Here is an 18,184-nt window from a genome sequence, read left to right on the forward strand (position 1 = left end):
TCATTGCGGTGGCTTGGTGCGTCGACGGCGGGCTCGGGCAGCGGCCACCGGTGGGGAAGTGGCCTCGAGCGGACCTGCTGTGGCCACCAAAACCAGCGTCCGAGCAGGGTCGCGATGGACGGTGTCATCAGCGACCGCACCACCAGGGTGTCGAACAGCAGGCCCAGGCCGATCGTCGTGCCGACCTGGCCGATGACGATCAATTTACTGACCGCCATGGAGATCATCGTGAAGGCGAAGACCAGGCCCGCCGAGGTCACCACGGAGCCGGTGCCCGCCATGGCGCGAATGATGCCGGTGTGCAGCCCGGCGTGAATCTCCTCCTTCATTCGCGACACCAGCAGCAGGTTGTAGTCCGCGCCGACGGCGAGCAGGACGATCACCGACATCGGTAAAACCATCCAGTGCAGCGGAATGCCGATGACGTGTTGCCACAGCAGCACCGAGAGCCCAAACGAGGCGGCCAGGCTGACCACCACCGTCCCGACGATGACACCCGCGGCCACGACTGCGCGGGTCAGCACGACCATGATGAGGAAGATCAGGATCAGCGCCGCTGTCGCGGCGATCAGCAGATCGAAATTGGCGCCCTGCTGCATGTCCTTGTAGAGGGCCGCGCTGCCGCCCAGGTAGATAGTGGATCCCTCGAGCGGGGTTCCCTTGATCGCGTCCGCCGCCGCCGTTTTCAGCGGTTCGACCAGAGAAGTGCCCTCCACCGTGAGCGGGTCGCCCTGATGAAAGAGCGTGAACCGCACCGCGTGGCCGTCCGGGGACAGGAACAATTTGATGCCGCGTTTGAACTCGGCGTTGTCGAAGGCTTCCGGCGGCAGGTAGAACGAATCGTCGTTCTTTGCGTCGTCGAAGGCCCGGCCCATCGCGGTCGAGTTTTCCTGCATGGCCATGGTCTGGTCCTGCTGGGCCTTCTGGGCCTGATACTGGTTGAGCATCATTTGTTTTTGGTCTTTCATCGACTGGATCATCGCCGGCATCAACGCGACCATCTGCGGCATCAGGGCGTCCATGCGCTGCATTTCGGGCAGGATGTCGGCGAAGTCGTCGCTCATCGCGTCGATGCCGTCCAGGGCGTCGAACACCGAACGCATCGACCAACAGACGGGGATGTCGAAACAGTGCTTCTCCCAATAGAAGTAGCTGCGGATGGGCCGGAAGAAGTCGTCGAAGTCGGCCAGCTCGTCGCGCATCGTCTGCACATCGCCGTTCATCTTCGTCATCTTGCTGACCATCCTGTGAGTGACGTCGGCAAGTTGCTGGGTGATGGATTGCATCTTCTCCATCGAGTCGATCGTGACCTGCATGTCGTCGGCCTGTTTAAGGGTGTTGGCCAGGGTGGTCTGCGTGTAGTCGTTGTTCATCAGCTGGCCGGTGCTGTTCATGCTGATGTTGAACGGGATCGACGTGTGCTGGATGGGGCGTCCCTCGGGCCGGGTGATGGTCTGCACCTGGGCAACGCCGTGCACCCGCACGAGCGCCTTGGCGATCTTGTCGATGACCAGGAAGTCGGCCGGGTTGCGCAGGTCGTGATCAGATTCGACCATCAGCAAGTCGGGATTCATCTTGGCCTGAGAGAAATGTCGGTCGGCGGCGGCGTAGCCGACGTTGGATGACACCTGCGCGGGAAGGTAGATCCGGTCGTTGTACGTGGTGTGGTAGCCGGGTAGGGTCAGCAAGCCGACCAGAGCTAAGGCGATGGCGCACACTAGGATTGCGCCAGGCCAGCGGACGGTCATGGTGGCGGTCCGGCGCCATCCGCGGGCCTGCCCCAGACGTCTGGGCTCGAGCGCCCGGCCGAAGCGACTGGCGACCGAAATCAGCGCCGGCCCCAGTGTGAGGGCCGCTGTCACCACGATCGTCATGCCGACCGACAGCGGGATGCCCATTGTCTGGAAGTACGGCAGCCGGGTGAAGTGCAGGCAGAAGGTCGCTCCGGCGATGGTCAGCCCGGAGGCCAGCACGACATGCGCCGTGCCCTGAAACATGGTGTAGTAGGCCGATTCTCGGTCCTCACCGGACCGGCGTGCCTCCTGGTATCGGCCGATCAGGAAGATGGCGTAGTCGGTGGCCGCGGCGATCGCGAGCGTGACGACCAGGTTGGTGGCGAACGTGGTGAGGCCAAAGACGTTGTGGTAGCCGAGGAATGCCACCAGTCCCCGGGCCCCGAAGAGTTCGAGCACCACCATCGCGAGCACGATACAAACGGTCACCAACGACCGGTACACGATCAAAAGCATCCCTATGATCACGGCGAAGGTCACCATTTCGATGACTTCCATGCTTTTGTCGCCGACGGCATTTTGGTCGGCGGTACTCGCCGCCGGACCCGCCACATACACCTTCACCCCTGACGGTGCCGGGTGCTCGGTCGTCACGCGCCGAACTGCCTCGACCGACTCGTTGGCGAGGGCTTCTCCTTGGTCGCCGGCGATGTAGACCTGGACGTACGCGGCCTTGCCGTCGTTGCTCTGCGCGGCCGAGGCGGTCAGCGAGTCACCCCAGAAATCCTGCACGTGCTGGACGTGCCTGGTGTCCGCGCGCAGGTCTTGCACCATCCGGTCATAGAAGCGGTGGGAGTCGGCGCCCAGCGGCTGTTTGCCTTCCAGCACGATCATCACCGAGCTGCTGGTGTCGAACTCGTGGAACACCTTGCCGACCCGCTTGGTGGCGATCATCGAGGGCGCGTCGTTGGGGCTCATCGAGACCGCTCGCATCTTGCCCACCGTCTCCAGCTGGGGCACAACGGTATTGAGCAGACCGATGACAGCAATCCAGGCCACGATGATCGGCACGGCGAACCGGCGGATCGTCCGCGCTATGCGCGGCGGGGCCGCATGACGGGCGGTGACCTCAACGGGTGCGCTCATGCCGACTTCACCAGGCAGAAGGTTTCGGCGTTGTCACCCGTCGCGGTCCTTTCGTCCTTGACCACGTCGTCGACGGTGATGCGGCAGGTGATCGTCTGACCGTCACCTTGAGCGAGGATGTTGGGCGTGGCCGAGGGTGCGGTCGTCCGCAGCGTCAATGACCACGGCAGCGTCGCGCGCGGCACCCGCTGAGGCTTGGCGTCGAGATCGAGGTAATTGATATCGGCCGTGGTGGCCGACCCGGACACCTGGTACGTAACGATCTTGGGGCTGAAGGAGTCCGCGGTGTCGGAACTGTTGGGCGTCACCAGGACCGCGTTGGAGCCGAAGATCGAACGGAACTGCGCAATGACGACGGTGCCGAGCCCGACCGCAACCACGACGAGCAGGATGAGCCAGCTGCGCCGCACGAGCCGGGTCATTGGGCCAGCTCCGTGCCCAATGGCTTGGGTTGCCCGCTGGTGAGATCGAAATCGGCTTTCACAGTGCGCCTTTCAGCGATGGGAGGCCACCCCGCCGAGATCGGTGGCCGCAGTATTGCTAGTGAAGCTAATCAGAAAAGTGGATAAAGTCAATCCACTTATGCTGTGGGGGCCGTTACACTCGGTGCGGTGAGCGCCCGCGAGACGACGGATCGACCGCTGCGTAAAGACGCCGAGCGCAACCGGCAGCGGGTCATCGACGCGGCGCGGGAACTGTTCGCCGCCAAGGGGCTCGAGGCCACCCTCAACGAGGTCGCCCACCATGCCGGTCTCGGGGTGGGAACGGTGTACCGGCGGTTTCCCGCGAAAGACGAGCTGCTCGAGGCGATCTTCGAAGACGGCCTCAATCAGGTCGCTGATCTGGCCGAAGCGGCGTCGCGCCACCGGGACTCCTGGCAGGGGTTCGTGTGGTTTGTTGAGCAGCTGTGTGAACTCAGCGCGACCGACAAGGGAATCCGCGAGATCGCGTTCAGCAAGGCCTATGGCGGTGGACGGGTCGACGCGGCGCGCCTGCGGCTGATCGCGGCGGTCACGAAAGTTGTCGAGCGGGCGCAGAACGACGGCCATCTGCGCGCAGAAGTCTCGGGCACCGACATGCCCATCTTCGGACTTCTAGCCGGCACGGTGAGCGAGTTCGCCGGCGACGTCGATGCCGGGCTGTGGCGGCGCTATGTGGCCCTCCTCCTAGAAGGGATGCGCCGCCGGGCCGATCAGCCGCCGTTGAAGGTCAATGCGCTCGATGACGAGCAACTCGACGCGGCGATGGAGGGCTGGGAACCCGCCGGCCCCCGTTGAAGGCCGACGCGGAATCCGGAACCGAACTGCGCCCCGGGAACAAGACGCCGGCCCGGGCCGTTAGCATGATCGACAAGTTGAGCGAAACACACTCAATGCTGGGTTGACACCACGGTGTCGGCAAGAGCAGGCTTGAGCGGGGTTCACTCAGCATAGTGGCACCAAAGAAGCTCTACTCAATCAGGAGGAATCACTATGGCTCGTGCGGTCGGTATCGACCTCGGGACCACCAACTCCGTCGTCGCAGTTCTCGAGGGCGGTGACCCCGTCGTCGTCGCCAACTCCGAGGGCTCACGGACGACCCCGTCCATCGTCGCTTTCGCGCGCAATGGCGAGGTGCTCGTCGGTCAGCCCGCCAAGAACCAGGCGGTGACCAACGTCGACCGCACCATCCGTTCGGTCAAGCGGCACATGGGCACGGATTGGTCCATCGAGATCGATGACAAGAAATACACCGCGCAGGAGATCAGCGCCCGGGTGCTGATGAAGCTGAAGCGCGACGCCGAGGCCTACCTCGGTGAGGACGTCACGGACGCGGTCGTCACCGTGCCCGCGTACTTCAACGACGCCCAGCGGCAAGCGACCAAGGAAGCCGGCCAGATCGCCGGCCTGAACGTGCTGCGCATCGTCAATGAGCCGACCGCGGCCGCGCTGGCCTACGGCCTGGACAAGGGCGAGAAGGAACAGACCATCCTGGTCTTCGACCTCGGCGGCGGCACCTTCGACGTGTCGCTGCTCGAGATCGGCGAGGGTGTGGTCGAGGTCCGCGCCACCAGCGGTGACAACCACCTCGGTGGGGACGACTGGGACGACCGGATCGTCAACTGGCTCGTCGACAAGTTCAAGGGCACCAGCGGCATCGACCTGACCAAGGACAAGATGGCGATGCAGCGGCTGCGTGAGGCCGCCGAGAAGGCCAAGATCGAGCTCTCGAGTTCGCAGAGCACGTCGATCAACCTGCCCTACATCACCGTCGACGCGGACAAGAACCCGCTGTTCCTCGACGAGCAGCTGACCCGCGCCGAATTCCAGCGCATCACCCAGGACCTGCTGGACCGGACGCGTCAGCCCTTCCAGTCGGTCATCAAGGACGCCGGCATCTCGGTCTCCGAGATCGATCACGTGGTGCTGGTGGGTGGTTCCACCCGCATGCCCGCGGTGTCGGACCTGGTCAAGGAGATGACCGGCGGCAAGGAGCCCAACAAGGGCGTCAACCCTGACGAGGTGGTGGCCGTAGGTGCCGCGCTGCAGGCGGGTGTCCTCAAGGGCGAGGTGAAAGACGTTCTGCTGCTTGACGTCACGCCGCTGAGCCTGGGTATCGAGACCAAGGGTGGCGTGATGACCAAGCTCATCGAGCGCAACACCACGATCCCCACCAAGCGGTCGGAGACCTTCACCACGGCCGACGACAACCAGCCGTCCGTGCAGATCCAGGTCTATCAGGGTGAGCGCGAGATCGCCTCGCACAACAAGCTGCTCGGCTCCTTCGAGCTGACCGGCATCCCGCCGGCTCCGCGCGGCGTGCCCCAGATCGAGGTCACCTTCGACATCGACGCCAACGGCATCGTGCACGTCACGGCCAAGGACAAGGGCACCGGCAAGGAGAACACGATCAAGATCCAGGAGGGCTCCGGCCTGTCCAAGGAGGAGATCGACCGGATGATCAAGGACGCCGAGGCGCACGCCGAGGAGGACCGTCAGCGTCGCGAAGAGGCCGACATCCGCAACCAGGCCGAGACGCTGGTCTACCAGACGGAGAAGTTCGTCGCCGAACAGCGTGGCGCCGAGGGCGGTTCGAAGGTTCCGGAGGACACCCTGAACAAGGTGGACGCCGCCGTGGCCGAGGCCAAGTCGGCGCTGGGCGGCACCGACATCTCCGCGATCAAGTCGGCGATGGAGAAGCTGGGCCAGGAGTCCCAGGCGCTCGGCCAGGCCATCTACGAGGCGACCCAAGCGGCCGGCGGTGCCGGCGGCGACGGCGCCGGTGGCCCGCAGGCCGGTTCGGCTGACGACGTGGTGGACGCGGAGGTGGTCGACGACGACCGGGAGGCCAAGTGACGGAAGACAACCCGCACGAACCGGTGACCGTGACCGACAAGCGGCGCATCGACCCCGAAACCGGCGAAGTCCGGCAGTCCTCTCCCGGCCCCGAAGCATCTGGGGCGCCGGGAGGGGCTGCGCCGGGCGACTTCTCGGGTGAATCACCCGAGGAGGCCGGCAAGGCAGCCGAGCTGCTCGGCGACCTGCAACGGGTCCAGGCCGACTTCGCCAACTACCGCAAGCGTGCGCTGCGCGACCAGCAGGCCGCGGCCGACCGGGCCAAGGCCAGCGTCGTCAGCCAATTGCTGGGCGTGCTCGACGATCTCGAGCGGGCGCGCAAGCACGGCGACCTGGAGTCCGGCCCGCTGAAGTCGGTGGCCGACAAGCTGACCGGCGCACTGACCGGGCTCGGCCTGGTCGCGTTCGGTGAGGAAGGCGAGGACTTCGACCCGCTGTTGCACGAAGCGGTGCAGCACGAGGGTGACGGTGGCGACGGTTCCAAACCGGTGATCGGCACCGTCATGCGGCAGGGTTACAAACTGGGCGAGCAGGTCCTGCGGCACGCTCTGGTCGGTGTCATCGACACGGTGGCCGACGAGGGCGCTCCGGTGGCCGAGTCGGTCGAATCGGGCGATAAGCCCAGCGCATCCGGTGAATAGCCCACACAATCAGCACAACAACAGAAGAGAAAGGTGAAGGGGGTGACGCGACATGGCCCAGCGTGAATGGGTCGAAAAGGACTTCTACAAGGAGCTGGGCGTCTCCTCTGACGCCAGTCCCGAAGAGATCAAGCGCGCATACCGGAAGCTGGCGCGTGACCTGCATCCGGACGCCAATCCCGACAACCCGGCCGCCGGCGAGCGATTCAAGGCGGTCTCGGAAGCGCACAACGTGTTGTCGGATCCGGCGAAGCGCAAGGAGTACGACGAAACCCGCCGCCTGTTCGCGGGCGGCGGTTTCGGCGGTCGCCGGTTTGACACCGGCGGCTTCGGTGGCTTCAACGTCGGCGGAGACGGAGCCGAGTTCAACCTCAACGATTTGTTCGATGCCGCCGGCCGAAGCGGCGGCACCAACATCGGTGACCTGTTCGGCGGCTTGTTCGGGCGCGGCGCCGGCGCCCGGCCCAGCCGGCCGCGGCGCGGCAACGACCTGGAGACCGAGACGCAGTTGGACTTCGTCGAGGCGGCCAAGGGTGTGGCCATGCCGTTGCGGCTGACCAGCCCGGCGCCGTGCACCAACTGCCACGGTAGCGGCGCGCGGCCGGGCACCAGCCCCAAGGTGTGCCCCACCTGCAACGGTTCCGGTGTGATCAGCCGCAACCAGGGGGCGTTCGGCTTCTCCGAACCCTGCACCGATTGCCGGGGCAGCGGCTCGATCATCGAGCACCCCTGCGAGGAGTGCAAGGGCACCGGGGTCACCACCCGGACCCGCACCATCAACGTGCGTATCCCGCCGGGCGTCGAAGACGGACAACGCATCCGGCTGCCCGGTCAGGGCGAGGCCGGGTTGCGCGGGGCCCCGTCGGGCGACCTGTACGTGACGGTACATGTGCGCCCGGACAACGTGTTTGGCCGCGACGGTGACGACCTCACTGTGACCGTCCCCGTCAGCTTCACCGAGTTGGCTTTGGGCTCAACGATTTCGGTGCCTACGCTGGACGGCAAGGTCGGCGTGCGGGTGCCCAAGGGCACTTCCGACGGCCGCATCCTGCGCGTGCGAGGTCGGGGCGTTCCCAAGCGCAGCGGCGGTAACGGGGACCTGCTGGTCACCGTCAAGGTCGCCGTGCCGCCGAACGTGGAGGGTGCTGCGGCCGAGGCTCTGGAGGCGTACGCGGCCGCAGAGCGGGCCAGCGGGTTCGATCCGCGAGCGGGATGGGCAGGTAACCGCTGATGGCCAAGAATTCACGGGAGGAATCCCGGACGTTCCTGATCTCGGTGGCCGCCGAGCTGGCCGGCATGCACGCCCAGACCTTGCGTACCTATGATCGCCTCGGCCTGGTCAGGCCGCAACGCACTACCGGTGGTGGACGGCGGTATTCGGAACACGACGTCGACCTGCTGCGCGAGGTGCAGCGGCTGTCCCAGGACGAGGGCGTCAACCTGGCGGGAATCAAACGCATCATCGAGCTGACCAACCAGGTCGAGGCGCTGCAGGCGCGGGTGAAGGAGCTCACCGAGGAGCTGGCACAGGTGCGCGCGGGCCAGCGCCGCGACCTGGCGGTGGTGCCCAAGAGCACCGCCGTCGTCGTGTGGCAACCGCGCCGTGGGCGTTAGCCCTTAGTCCTCGGGCAGCTTGTCGAGCGTCTTGCGGGCTTCCTTGCGGAAGATCTCGTGCTCGTTGTCGAGGTATTTGGCGACGGCGTCGCGCACACCGGTGGCGCGCTGGCGCACCAGCGCCTTCATGGCCGGGATCCGGGTCGCCGGATTGGGAAGTTGGCTCACCGCAAGCTCTTTGGCTTCGTCGGTCTTGATTTGACCGATCCACTGCACCAGCACCGATTTGGTGGGGAAGTCGCGCTCAGCGCGGATCAGTGCGGCGATACGCGGGAAGTCGGAGCGCTCGCAGATTTTGGCCAGCGCGAAGCCGGCGGCTTCGAGTTCCAGGTTGCTGAGCGGAGGCTCGATGTTGAACTGATCAAACAGGACGTCTACGGCGGCGCGGTTTCCTTTGGCGTGCTTAGTGATCAGGTTACGGATCAGTCCGGCACGCCACGCCCGGCGGTCCTCATTACGAGGAACGCGTTCATCGAGGTGTTGCAGCCAGTCCACGACGATTGGCACCGCCTGCGGATAGTCGTTGGGTGAGTTCACCAATTCCCAGACTGTGTCTTCGGGGATGCCTGCGGCGTCGAGTTCCCGTTTCATCGCCTGCTCGGATTCCGGCCAAGTAGCGGGGTCGCCTGGTGATCTCATGAGAGGTTGATGCTTTGATCGATCTCCACGTTCAACCCCGGGTAGTCCGTTCGCAAGGTGTCCTCCACGCTGCCGACGTTGGTGCGGCCTTTGTCCACCACGATGACCAACTTGTAGCCGTTGTCCCGTGCCCACTGTGCCATGTCCCGGATCTGCCGCGTGGCGTCCAGCTTCTGCACGTTCTTCACCTCGCGCACCACGTGATTGCGGTCATCGATCTCATCCGGAATTCGTGTTCTGATCGCGCCTGTCTGCGGGTCGGTCACACGAATCGGTCGCTTGGCGTCTTGGTCGATGCCGGCGAGTTGTTCGGCGCGGCGGCCCTTGAGGCGGTTGTCGTTGACCCGTTGCGTCGGAGTCGGATCCACCCGTCGTGGCACCAGGGTGAGCAGCGTCTTCACCGTAGGCAACGCGGCGTTCATGGCGGTGGTGGCCGACGTCAGGTCCGTCATCGAGGCGGTGGCCGTGGTCCGCAGCGCCGTGTTCAGCCCGTTGATCTGGGTGACCGCCGTCGCGATGAACGTCTGCTTGATGGCCTCGGTGATGAGGTGCAGTTGCGGCGGATAACCGTCGAGAATCTTGACGATCAGATCGAGATGGCGCACGACGAAGGCCATGTCGTCCTTGACCGATTTGAGCTTGTCCCCGTAGTCCTTGGCCGCGCGCGACAGATCCCCGCACGCGCCGGCGATGTCGGTGCTGACGACGCGCGCCTCGTTGAGCCGGTCGACGACGAAGGCGATCTCCGCCGCCTCGACATCGATGATGAGCCGCTGTTCCTCCGGTCCGGGCTCGTCGTCGATGTGCACCAAGTCGTGCCCGAACGTCTCCCACGCCGACCCGACCGCATGCACCCGGTCGGGGTGCCCGTCGGGCCAGCCGTCGGTGATCTGGCCACGCACCAGGTCCCAGTGCGGTGGTTCCGGGTCGCCGCCCCCGGCGACCGAGCCGACATCGACCGCCGCGTCGATGTAGGTCCCGGCGGACTGGCCCGGCGGGGTGATCGGCCCCCCGAACGCGTCGCGCTGGTTGAGGGTGGAGGCCTCTTCGGTCTCGTCGTGGTTGATGCCGTCCTGGCGCAGCAGCGTACCGAGGTTGTCGAAGACGTTGACCAGCCGGAAGGAGACCTGGCCGGCCTCGTCGGCGGCAGTGTCGAAGGCCGCCGCCCACTGCGGGCCCACCCCGTGGGTGCCGGCGGCGTTGGCCGCTTGGACGCCGGCAAGTTTGCGCAACGCGGCGGCGGCGTGGTCGCTGTTCTCCTTATAGGCAGCGGCCGCGTCGTAGAACAATTCCGGATCGACGTCCGTCACTCCCCGCCCCGCTCTCCCACCGCCGAACCGATTCTATGGCAGCCTGGGATTTCGCGTTTACACCCGGAAAGGGGTCACCCCATGTCGTATGACCTGACGGTCTACGCGGCCGGCAATGTCGACGACGAGGAGTTGGAGGCGATCGTCGAATCCGTCCCCGGGCTCTCGATCGGGGACAGCGTGGATGGCGAGGTCACCGTCGTGCGCGGCAAGCACGACACCTATGCCTTCACAGTGTTCGGGCCCAACGAAATCGAGCCCGAGGACGTGCCCGACGATGTCGTTCCCTACGTGCTCGAGCCGGCCATCAGCTGGCAGATCAGCGTGGAGGGCAGCGACCCGGCCGAGGTCCGGCCGGCCCGGCGGTTCGCCAAGGCGTTGGCCGTCGCCGCGGGGGGCGTGGCGGTCGACGAACAGGCCGAGGACATCCTCGGCGCCCGCGGTGCCCGCAAGGTGAGTCGGCCGAACACGGAGCTGATCCGCGTCCTCGACTTGAACTGGTACTCGCCGGTGTCAGCGCCCAACGCTGCGACGCTGTGGCTCGAACTTGCGAGAAAGCTTCTCCCCGAGGCCCTTCCGCGCCGCTTCGGCGAATCGGACCCGCTGCGTTACCGCCTGGACCGCGACGGCGATGCCCGGTTCGTGGACGTGTATTCCGATGTGGCGCGGTTCAAGGCGACGTTCCCCTGCCTGGAGGGCGGGCTCTACCCGAAAGAGTGGGGCGGTGTCTGCGTTGACACTCTGCGGCTGGTGGCCGAGCCGCTGGACGACCCGCGTTGGCGAAACGCCGTGCGCCGGTTCTTCGTCGAGTTCGCCCGCCGGCGCGGCAGCGTGCTGGCTACCGGCGAGGTGCTGCGCAACCACAAGCTCTCCGGGCCGACTGACGTCAACAAGGACGTCAGCGGCCTGCTGCGCGGGGCGGACGGAATCCTTGGTCTGCCGTCCCACCCGATCTGGTGGACCTGGTTGGGCACCGACTACCTGCCGATCGTCCGCGATTACCTGCCGCCCGAACACACCACGTTCTACGACGAGGGGGCACTTTACGCGGCCACCGATGAGCCCACGGACCGCGGCCAGCTCGCGGCACTGCCCGATCCGTTTCCGAAAAGCCTGCGGGTAGGCGAGATTCCGCCGGAATACGGGCCGCCGAACAGCCCGACCAATACGCCGGCCGCTATCCGCCCCACATCGAGGTGTTGACCTCGGCGTTGTGGGTGTAGTTGCGGTGCGCGATGTGCGCGTTGAGGTGCATGTCGAACACCTGCTCGCTCGTTTCGTCCGCCCAGCGCTGCCAGTGCTGCACCCGCTCCAGGAAGGCGTCGAAGCCGACACCCTCCCACCTGCCCTGCAGGCCCTGCAGATCCTTGGCCACCCCGGCCAGGCGGTCCTTCATCACGAGGCAGAACTGGCGCATCGCGTCGGCCGCGTCCACCAGTTCGTCCTCGTTGACGGTGCGTCGGGCCATGATTCACACCGCCGGGGGCTTGATGGCATGAAAGGCGTCGGCCCCGTTGTTTTCCATGTGCGCGTAGGCCGCCGCGGCGGCGGACAGCGATTCCCCGATCCAGCGCAGGTCGGCGAGCATCGCGCCGCATTCGTCGTCGATGTCGGCCCACACGTTGAGATACGCCGTCGCCGCCTGCCCCGTCCAAGTTCGCCCGAGGTCGCCCATCTGCGTCCCCAATTTGCGCCGCAGGCCTTCGATCTCGTCGGCCGCGTTCGTCGTCTCTTTCGACGCGTGGGTCAGCTCGGCACAGTAGACGCGCAGCTCGTTGGCCCCCATGGTGAGCAGGCTACCCTCGACTCATGGGTTGGCGCGACACCGTGACGGAGCAGGCGCAGGCCGACCTGGACGGCTTGGTCGACGACGCGGTCAGCTTCGCGGCCGAGCGGATCGCCGCGGCGGGCGAGTTTCTGCCGTTCGCGTTGGCGATATCGGCCCTGGGTCAGCGCCAGGCCATCGCGCCGAACTACCCGCGCGGCCGGGATCTGCAGGTGGCCGAGCAACTCGCCGCCCAGTGGCTCGCGCTGATCGAGGTGAAGGACTCGCTGCGCGCGGCCGTCGTTGCGGTGAACGTGACGCTGACCGAACAGCACCGCGACGGCATCGAGCTCACCGCCGAGCATCGCGAGGGCGTGGCGATCGGATTGATCTTCCCCTACACGCTGGACACCGACGGTCGGTTGGCGCTGGAGTCGCCGTCGGCCCACCGGGCGGAGCGCCGCGTCTGGGTCGCGTGAGCGCTAGGTCGGCGGCGGCAGGTCATTTAGCTTTGCCAGCGCGTCGGCGACCCGGGCCTCCAGGTCGACAAGGTCCTCGTCCGCCCACTCGTCGGCGAATTCGGTTGCCTCGCATACTGCTTCGTTGATTCGCTTGGTCACCTCCTGGGCACCCAGGGCCATTATGTCGGGATCGATGACCAGGCCGGTCAGGCGCAGGTGGCCGTTCATGGTCACCTCGACGGTGCCGGTCTGGTCGCTGACCACGATCGCCACCCGTTGCATCCGTCGAACCTGTTCGTCGAGAAGCGATATGACCGCCCGGAACTCCTCGATCATTCGCCCGATCTGCGGGTGGGCCTGGTCGGACATGCCAAATCCCTATGCGCGGATCGAGAATTGGGCGACCGCGGGCTGGCCCGGTCGCGCGCACCGATAGCCGCCGCGGCGAAGTGCGTCGGTCGGCGCGGTCATCGGCTCGAAGCAGACGATCCGCTTGGCGGGGTCGTCGCCGGTGGGCGCGAAGATCTGCGTCGCGGGGTACCCGCGTTCGAAGTGCACCTCGATGCGGCGCCCACCGCCGGAGACCGCGAACACCGCACCGTCGGGCACCTGATCGTAGGCATCATCGAAAGCCTTGTCTCCCAAGGCCTCCGACAGTGCCGGCTGAGGTTCTGACCCGCCGGTGGGCAGCCCGAGGTCGTCGAGGAGCAGGTGCCGCAGCGGAGGCGTCTCGATCACCCACTCGGCGCGCGGCGCATCGGGCAGCTGCAGGTAGGGGTGAAACCCGAAGCACAGCGGGACGGCGCGAGAGCCGGTGGCGGTCACCGTGGTGCGCACCGTCAGCGTCCGCTCGGCCAGCCGCACCGCCACGGTCAGCAGATGCGGATACGGGAAGCTGGCCAGCAATTGCGGATCGGCGGCGAAATCCAACTCGGCGACCAACTCGTCGGCCGACTCGGCCGTCACCCGCCAGCCCGGGTAGGCGGCCAGCACGCCGTGGATCGGCAACCCGTTGGGATCGGCGCGAACTCCGTTCTCCCCCGGCGTCAGCGTCGTCGTGACGCCTTCGGCGGTATAGGTGTTCGCGCCCAACCGGTTTGCCCAGGGATACAGGATCGGGATCCCCATCGTCTTGCCCGCCGTCACGTAGGCGTCCAGCCCGCGGCGTTGCCCGAGCAGCTCCACGCCGGCATCGCTCAGCGAGGTGCCGATCATGCCCGCCTCGGGCACGAATTCCGCGGCCAGCGTCGATGCCTGGTCGCGCAGGGTGACGACGAGCATGCCTACCTCCACAGTGGGTCGTGCTGAATACGTTCCGGCGGAGCGCCTTTGGCGATCAGCGCGGCCTTGGTGGCCCGCACCATCGCCGGACCGCCGCAGATCAGGATCTGCCGGTCACCCCACCCGCCGTACTTGGTGACGACCTCGGGGAGCCGGCCGGTTTGGCGCACGTGCAGGCCGCGCGGCGGCGTGCAATCGGGATAGTCGGCGGCCCACGCCGGGTCGGCGCTGTACTCCGATACCGGCGAGACCGACAACCACGAATTGTGCGACGCCACCTGCCACAGGGTCGGCAGGTCGTAGAGCTCGCAGCGGTAGCGGGCGCCGAAGAACAGGTGCACGCGCGGGTTCACCGCGTACCGGCACAGGTCCATGATCAGCGCCCGCAGGGGCGCGAGGCCGGTGCTACCGCCGACCATCAGCACGTCGCCGCCGTCCCGGTCTACCCGCAGGCCGCCGTGCGGGCTGGACAACCGCCACCGGTCGCCGGGCCGGGTCTCGTTGACGATGGCGGTGCTGACCAAGCCGCCGGGCACCACACGGACGTGGAACTCGATGCCGCCGCCGGGATCGGCCGGGATCGCGGGCGACAGGTACCGCCAGCGGCGCGGGCATTGCGGAACGTGGACGTTGACGTACTGGCCGGCGTGATAGTCCATCGGGCGGTCGAGCTGCAGCCGGACGACCGCAAGGTCGCGGGAGACCCGCATGTGCTCGATGACGGTGCCGTCCCACCAGGCGGGCCCCTCCTCGGCGTCCGCGGCGCCGCGCATCACCCCGATGATCAGGTTGAGCGACTGGTTGGCCGCCGCGTCGACGGCGTCGGTCCAGGCATCGCCGAGGTACGTCCGCAACGTCGACAACAGCGCGCGCCGCAATGTGTCGTAGTGCTGCGGCAGCACACCGTATTTGCGGTGGTCCCGGCCGAGCTGAGCCAGAAAGGCAACCGGTTCCTGGGCGCGCTGGGCGACGAGTTCGCCGTACACCCAGTGCAGGGCGTGGGCGAAAGCGGTCCGCTGCCCACCCATTTCGGGCGGGAACAGGTCGCGTACCGAAACGTCGAGGCCGAACCAGTGGGTATAGAACCGGCGGACGAGTTCGTTGCCGGGGCCGGACTCCTCCTGCGCGAAGGCGTCGCGCAGCACCCGCAACGCTTCGGTGTCCTCGAGCCCCACGGGGCCCGATTCTAGGCTGACGGCGGCACAGTTTCGATTTTTCAACGGTTAACGAAATGCTACCGTCGTCGTATGCCGCCACCTGCCGCTTCCCCCGCGGGCGCGCAAAAACGCAGGGGCCGCCGCCAGGGCGAACCGGTCTCCAAGGACGTCGTGCTGCGCGCGGCCAAGCAGCGGTTCGCCGCCCAGGGCTTCGACAAGACGACGCTGCGCCAGATTGCCGACGACGCCCACGTGGACGCCGCGATGGTGCTGTACCTGTTCGGTTCCAAGGCCGAGCTGTTCCGTGAGTCGATGCGGCTCATCCTGGACGGCGACGTCCTGGCCGCGGCGATGATCGACGGCGCGCGCGAGGAGGTCGGGGTGCGGCTGGTGCGGGCCTACCTGCGGATCTGGGAGGAGCCGGAGACCGGGCCGACCATGGTCGCCATGCTGCACTCAGCCATGCTGAATTCCGATGCGTACGAGGCATTCCGGGAGTTCATGCGCGGCTACGTGATGAACGCTATCTCCGGGGTCCTGGGGGAGGGGCCCGACACCGTGCTGCGGGCCAACCTGGCCGGGACCAACCTGGTGGGCACGGCGTTGTTCCGCTACGTGATGCGGGTGGGCCCGCTGGCCGAGCTTCGCCCCGACGAGGTCGTCGGGCTCATCGCCCCGAGCGTGCAGCGCTACCTGACCGCGGACGCGGACGAACTCGGCCTGCCGGCGGCCTACCGGTCCTGACGGCGCTCAGCCCTGCCTGACGGTGTTGGCCGCCCCGGCGTTGGCGACGTTGGGTGAACCCCAGTGGTACGTCACGGCGTTGCCGGTCCCGGAGGTGCTCACCGCGTCCGCGCTGTCGACCGCGACGCGGTTGCCGTGGCCGGAGACGCTGACGCTGGTGCAGTGGCCGGTGACCGTGACCGTGTTCGTCTGGCCGCTGACCGAAAGATAGCCGCCCTGACAGCGGACGGTCTTCGTCGTACCGGTGCCGTTGACCTGCAGTGTTCCCGCCGCGGGCACCGTCGCCAACGGGCCGTCGGCACCCAGGTCGGTGCGGAATCCGGCGACCGCCAGCCCGGCCAGCGCCAGCCCGCCGATCACGATGGCCACCCGGAACGCGCCGGAAACCCGGGGTGGGGCGGCTTCGTCTTGGGGCCGTTTTGTCTGCGTCATCATTACCCGGGTACCCGGTGAAGCGTATTGCCCAAAACTCGTTAGAGTTGAGCGGAACACACTCAACCTTGACGGCGTTGAACAACGCGACAAGCATTTTCCCTACTTATGCGAACGGAGGCGTCGTGGACTCTTTCAACCCGACAACCAAGACGCAAGCGGCGCTGACCTCGGCGCTCCAGGCTGCCTCGGCCGCCGGTAACCCCGAGATCCGGCCCGCGCACCTGCTGATGGCCCTGCTGACGCAGGCCGACGGGATCGCGGGACCGCTGCTGGAGGCTGTCGGCGTCGCGCCCGCGACCGTCCGCGCCGAGGCGGAGCGCCTGGTCGAGCGGCTGCCCCAGACCAGCGGCGCCAGCTCGCAGCCCCAGCTGTCGCGCGAATCGCTGGCCGCCATCACCACCGCCCAGCAACTGGCCACCGAGATGGACGACGAGTACGTCTCCACCGAGCACCTGCTGGTCGGCCTGGCCACCGGCGACTCCGACGTGGCCAAGCTGCTGACCGGCCATGGCGCGTCGCCTCAGGCGCTGCGTGACGGCTTCGTCAAGGTCCGCGGCAGCGCCCGGGTCACCAGCCCCGAGCCGGAGGCCACTTACCAAGCGCTGGAGAAGTACTCGACCGACCTGACCGCCCGGGCCCGCGAGGGCAAGCTGGACCCGGTCATCGGGCGGGACAACGAGATCCGCCGCGTTGTGCAGGTGCTGTCGCGGCGCACCAAGAACAACCCGGTGCTGATCGGTGAGCCCGGCGTCGGTAAGACCGCGATCGTGGAGGGCCTGGCCCAGCGCATCGTGGCCGGCGACGTGCCGGAGAGCCTGCGCGACAAGACCGTCATCAGCCTGGACCTGGGCTCGATGGTGGCCGGCGCCAAGTACCGCGGCGAGTTCGAGGAGCGGCTCAAGGCCGTCCTCGACGACATCAAGAACTCCGCAGGCCAGATCATCACGTTCATCGACGAGCTGCACACCATCGTCGGCGCCGGCGCGACCGGCGAGGGCGCGATGGACGCCGGCAACATGATCAAGCCGATGCTGGCCCGCGGCGAGCTGCGCCTGGTCGGCGCCACCACGCTCGACGAGTACCGCAAGTACATCGAGAAGGACGCCGCGCTGGAGCGCCGGTTCCAGCAGGTGCTGGTCGGCGAGCCATCAGTCGAGGACACCGTCGGCATCCTGCGCGGCCTCAAGGACCGCTACGAGGTGCACCACGGTGTGCGCATCACCGACTCCGCCCTGGTGGCCGCGGCGACTTTGAGCGACCGCTACATCACCGCCCGCTTCCTGCCGGACAAGGCGATCGACCTGGTCGACGAGGCGGCCAGCCGGCTGAAGATGGAGATCGACTCCCGACCCGTCGAGATCGATGAGGTCGAGCGCCTCGTGCGCCGGCTGGAGATCGAGGAGATGGCGCTGGCCAAGGAGGAGGACGAAGCGTCCAAGGAGCGGCTGGAGAAGCTGCGCTCCGAGCTGGCCGACCAGAAGGAGAAGTTGGCCGAGCTGACCACCCGCTGGCAGAACGAGAAGAACGCGATCGACGTCGTCCGCGAGCTCAAGGAGCAACTGGAGGCGCTGCGCGGGGAGTCTGAGCGCGCCGAGCGCGACGGCGACCTGGCCAAGGCCGCCGAGCTGCGGTATGGGCGCATCCCCGAGGTCGAGAAGAAGCTCGACGCGGCGCTGCCCCAGGCCGAGGCGCGGGAGAACGTGATGCTCAAGGAGGAGGTCGGACCCGACGACATCGCCGAGGTGGTGTCGGCGTGGACCGGCATCCCCGCCGGGCGGATGCTCGAGGGCGAGACCGCCAAGCTGCTGCGCATGGAGGACGAGCTGGGCAAGCGCGTCATCGGCCAGAAGCGTGCGGTGACCGCGGTGTCCGACGCGGTGCGTCGCAGCCGGGCCGGGGTCGCCGACCCCAACCGGCCGACCG

Annotated in this window: 19 protein-coding genes; 9 read left to right on the forward strand and 10 right to left on the reverse strand. The window is 67.1% G+C overall.

The annotated features are described in order from the left end of the window. Together A5695_RS00970 and A5695_RS00975 are read right to left on the reverse strand one after the other, a co-directional pair. The coding region (locus A5695_RS00970) for an RND family transporter (protein ID WP_068077159.1) at positions 1-2,879 on the reverse strand (2,879 nt) is incomplete at its 3' end. Then, positions 2,876-3,301: an MmpS family transport accessory protein gene (locus tag A5695_RS00975; protein WP_068077161.1), complete on the reverse strand. Its 426-nt coding sequence runs from the start codon at positions 3,299-3,301 to the stop codon at positions 2,876-2,878. The genes A5695_RS00970 and A5695_RS00975, both read right to left, overlap by 4 nt. Before the next feature lie 189 nt (positions 3,302-3,490). Between A5695_RS00975 and A5695_RS00980 the strand changes: the two genes are divergently transcribed. The 5 genes from A5695_RS00980 to A5695_RS01000 all read left to right on the forward strand — a co-directional run bounded on the left by A5695_RS00980 (position 3,491) and on the right by A5695_RS01000 (position 8,469). Beyond that, a complete protein-coding gene (locus A5695_RS00980) occupies positions 3,491-4,156 on the forward strand; it encodes a TetR/AcrR family transcriptional regulator (protein WP_068077163.1) in 666 nt (221 codons plus the stop codon). Between the two features lie 195 nt (positions 4,157-4,351). Next, entirely contained in the window at positions 4,352-6,214 is a 1,863-nt protein-coding gene (gene dnaK / locus A5695_RS00985) for a molecular chaperone DnaK (RefSeq protein ID WP_068077164.1), read from the forward strand. Beyond that, positions 6,211-6,855 (forward strand): nucleotide exchange factor GrpE, encoded by a 645-nt coding sequence (gene grpE, locus A5695_RS00990; protein ID WP_082945772.1) that lies wholly within the window; start codon positions 6,211-6,213, stop codon positions 6,853-6,855. Before dnaK ends, grpE begins: the two co-directional genes overlap by 4 nt. A 52-nt stretch (positions 6,856-6,907) precedes the next feature. After that, positions 6,908-8,086 carry a molecular chaperone DnaJ gene (dnaJ, locus tag A5695_RS00995; protein ID WP_068077166.1) on the forward strand — a complete coding sequence of 393 codons (1,179 nt, stop codon included), beginning with the start codon at positions 6,908-6,910 and terminating at the stop codon, positions 8,084-8,086. Further along, positions 8,086-8,469: a heat shock protein transcriptional repressor HspR gene (locus A5695_RS01000; RefSeq protein WP_068077168.1), complete on the forward strand. Its 384-nt coding sequence runs from the start codon at positions 8,086-8,088 to the stop codon at positions 8,467-8,469. The genes dnaJ and A5695_RS01000 overlap by 1 nt, the downstream gene beginning before the upstream one ends. A 3-nt stretch (positions 8,470-8,472) precedes the next feature. Here the strand turns inward: A5695_RS01000 and A5695_RS01005 are convergent, their stop codons facing one another. Next, complete coding sequence (locus A5695_RS01005; protein WP_156749388.1) at positions 8,473-9,108, reverse strand: hypothetical protein; 636 nt, start codon at positions 9,106-9,108, stop codon at positions 8,473-8,475. Continuing rightward, positions 9,105-10,418, reverse strand: coding sequence for a putative toxin (locus A5695_RS01010; RefSeq protein WP_068077172.1), 1,314 nt, complete (start codon positions 10,416-10,418; stop codon positions 9,105-9,107). Before A5695_RS01010 ends, A5695_RS01005 begins: the two co-directional genes overlap by 4 nt. Positions 10,419-10,499: 81 nt before the next feature. Between A5695_RS01010 and A5695_RS01015 the strand changes: the two genes are divergently transcribed. Continuing rightward, the gene (locus A5695_RS01015; RefSeq protein ID WP_068077174.1) at positions 10,500-11,621 is read left to right on the forward strand and encodes a hypothetical protein; all 1,122 of its coding nucleotides are present in this window, start codon (positions 10,500-10,502) and stop codon (positions 11,619-11,621) included. On the opposite strand, the gene A5695_RS01020 is transcribed toward A5695_RS01015, so the two are convergent. Both A5695_RS01020 and A5695_RS01025 read right to left on the reverse strand, forming a co-directional pair. Beyond that, on the reverse strand, positions 11,596-11,886 hold the full coding sequence (locus tag A5695_RS01020) for a WXG100 family type VII secretion target (RefSeq protein ID WP_068077176.1): 291 nt from the start codon (positions 11,884-11,886) through the stop codon (positions 11,596-11,598). The genes A5695_RS01015 and A5695_RS01020 overlap by 26 nt on opposite strands. 3 nt (positions 11,887-11,889) lie before the next feature. Further along, positions 11,890-12,204 (reverse strand): WXG100 family type VII secretion target, encoded by a 315-nt coding sequence (locus A5695_RS01025; protein WP_068077178.1) that lies wholly within the window; start codon positions 12,202-12,204, stop codon positions 11,890-11,892. A 23-nt stretch (positions 12,205-12,227) separates the two neighbouring features. On the opposite strand from A5695_RS01025, the gene A5695_RS01030 reads away from it, so the two are divergent. Continuing rightward, positions 12,228-12,662 (forward strand): hypothetical protein, encoded by a 435-nt coding sequence (locus A5695_RS01030; protein ID WP_068077180.1) that lies wholly within the window; start codon positions 12,228-12,230, stop codon positions 12,660-12,662. A 3-nt stretch (positions 12,663-12,665) separates the two neighbouring features. On the opposite strand, the gene A5695_RS01035 is transcribed toward A5695_RS01030, so the two are convergent. Genes A5695_RS01035 through A5695_RS01045 form a run of 3 tightly spaced genes read right to left on the reverse strand, consistent with a single transcriptional unit; the run spans position 12,666 to position 15,100 of the window. Beyond that, on the reverse strand, positions 12,666-13,013 hold the full coding sequence (locus A5695_RS01035; protein ID WP_068077182.1) for a YbaB/EbfC family nucleoid-associated protein: 348 nt from the start codon (positions 13,011-13,013) through the stop codon (positions 12,666-12,668). A gap of 9 nt (positions 13,014-13,022) precedes the next feature. Further along, positions 13,023-13,925, reverse strand: coding sequence for an aldose 1-epimerase (locus tag A5695_RS01040; protein ID WP_068077184.1), 903 nt, complete (start codon positions 13,923-13,925; stop codon positions 13,023-13,025). Positions 13,926-13,927: 2 nt separating this feature from the next. Then, positions 13,928-15,100: an FAD-binding oxidoreductase gene (locus tag A5695_RS01045; protein ID WP_068077186.1), complete on the reverse strand. Its 1,173-nt coding sequence runs from the start codon at positions 15,098-15,100 to the stop codon at positions 13,928-13,930. Positions 15,101-15,172: 72 nt separating this feature from the next. Between A5695_RS01045 and A5695_RS01050 the strand changes: the two genes are divergently transcribed. Next, a complete protein-coding gene (locus A5695_RS01050; protein WP_068077188.1) occupies positions 15,173-15,826 on the forward strand; it encodes a TetR family transcriptional regulator in 654 nt (217 codons plus the stop codon). A 6-nt stretch (positions 15,827-15,832) separates the two neighbouring features. Here A5695_RS01050 and A5695_RS01055 read toward each other — a convergent pair whose 3' ends face one another. Further along, positions 15,833-16,258 (reverse strand): DUF3060 domain-containing protein, encoded by a 426-nt coding sequence (locus A5695_RS01055; RefSeq protein ID WP_231974677.1) that lies wholly within the window; start codon positions 16,256-16,258, stop codon positions 15,833-15,835. Positions 16,259-16,383: 125 nt separating this feature from the next. Between A5695_RS01055 and A5695_RS01060 the strand changes: the two genes are divergently transcribed. Then, positions 16,384-18,184, forward strand: a 1,801-nt coding sequence (locus A5695_RS01060; protein WP_068077192.1) for an ATP-dependent Clp protease ATP-binding subunit, incomplete at its 3' end; no start/stop codon positions are given.

This window comes from Mycobacterium sp. E1747, assembly GCF_001667775.1.
GTDB lineage: Bacteria > Actinomycetota > Actinomycetes > Mycobacteriales > Mycobacteriaceae > Mycobacterium.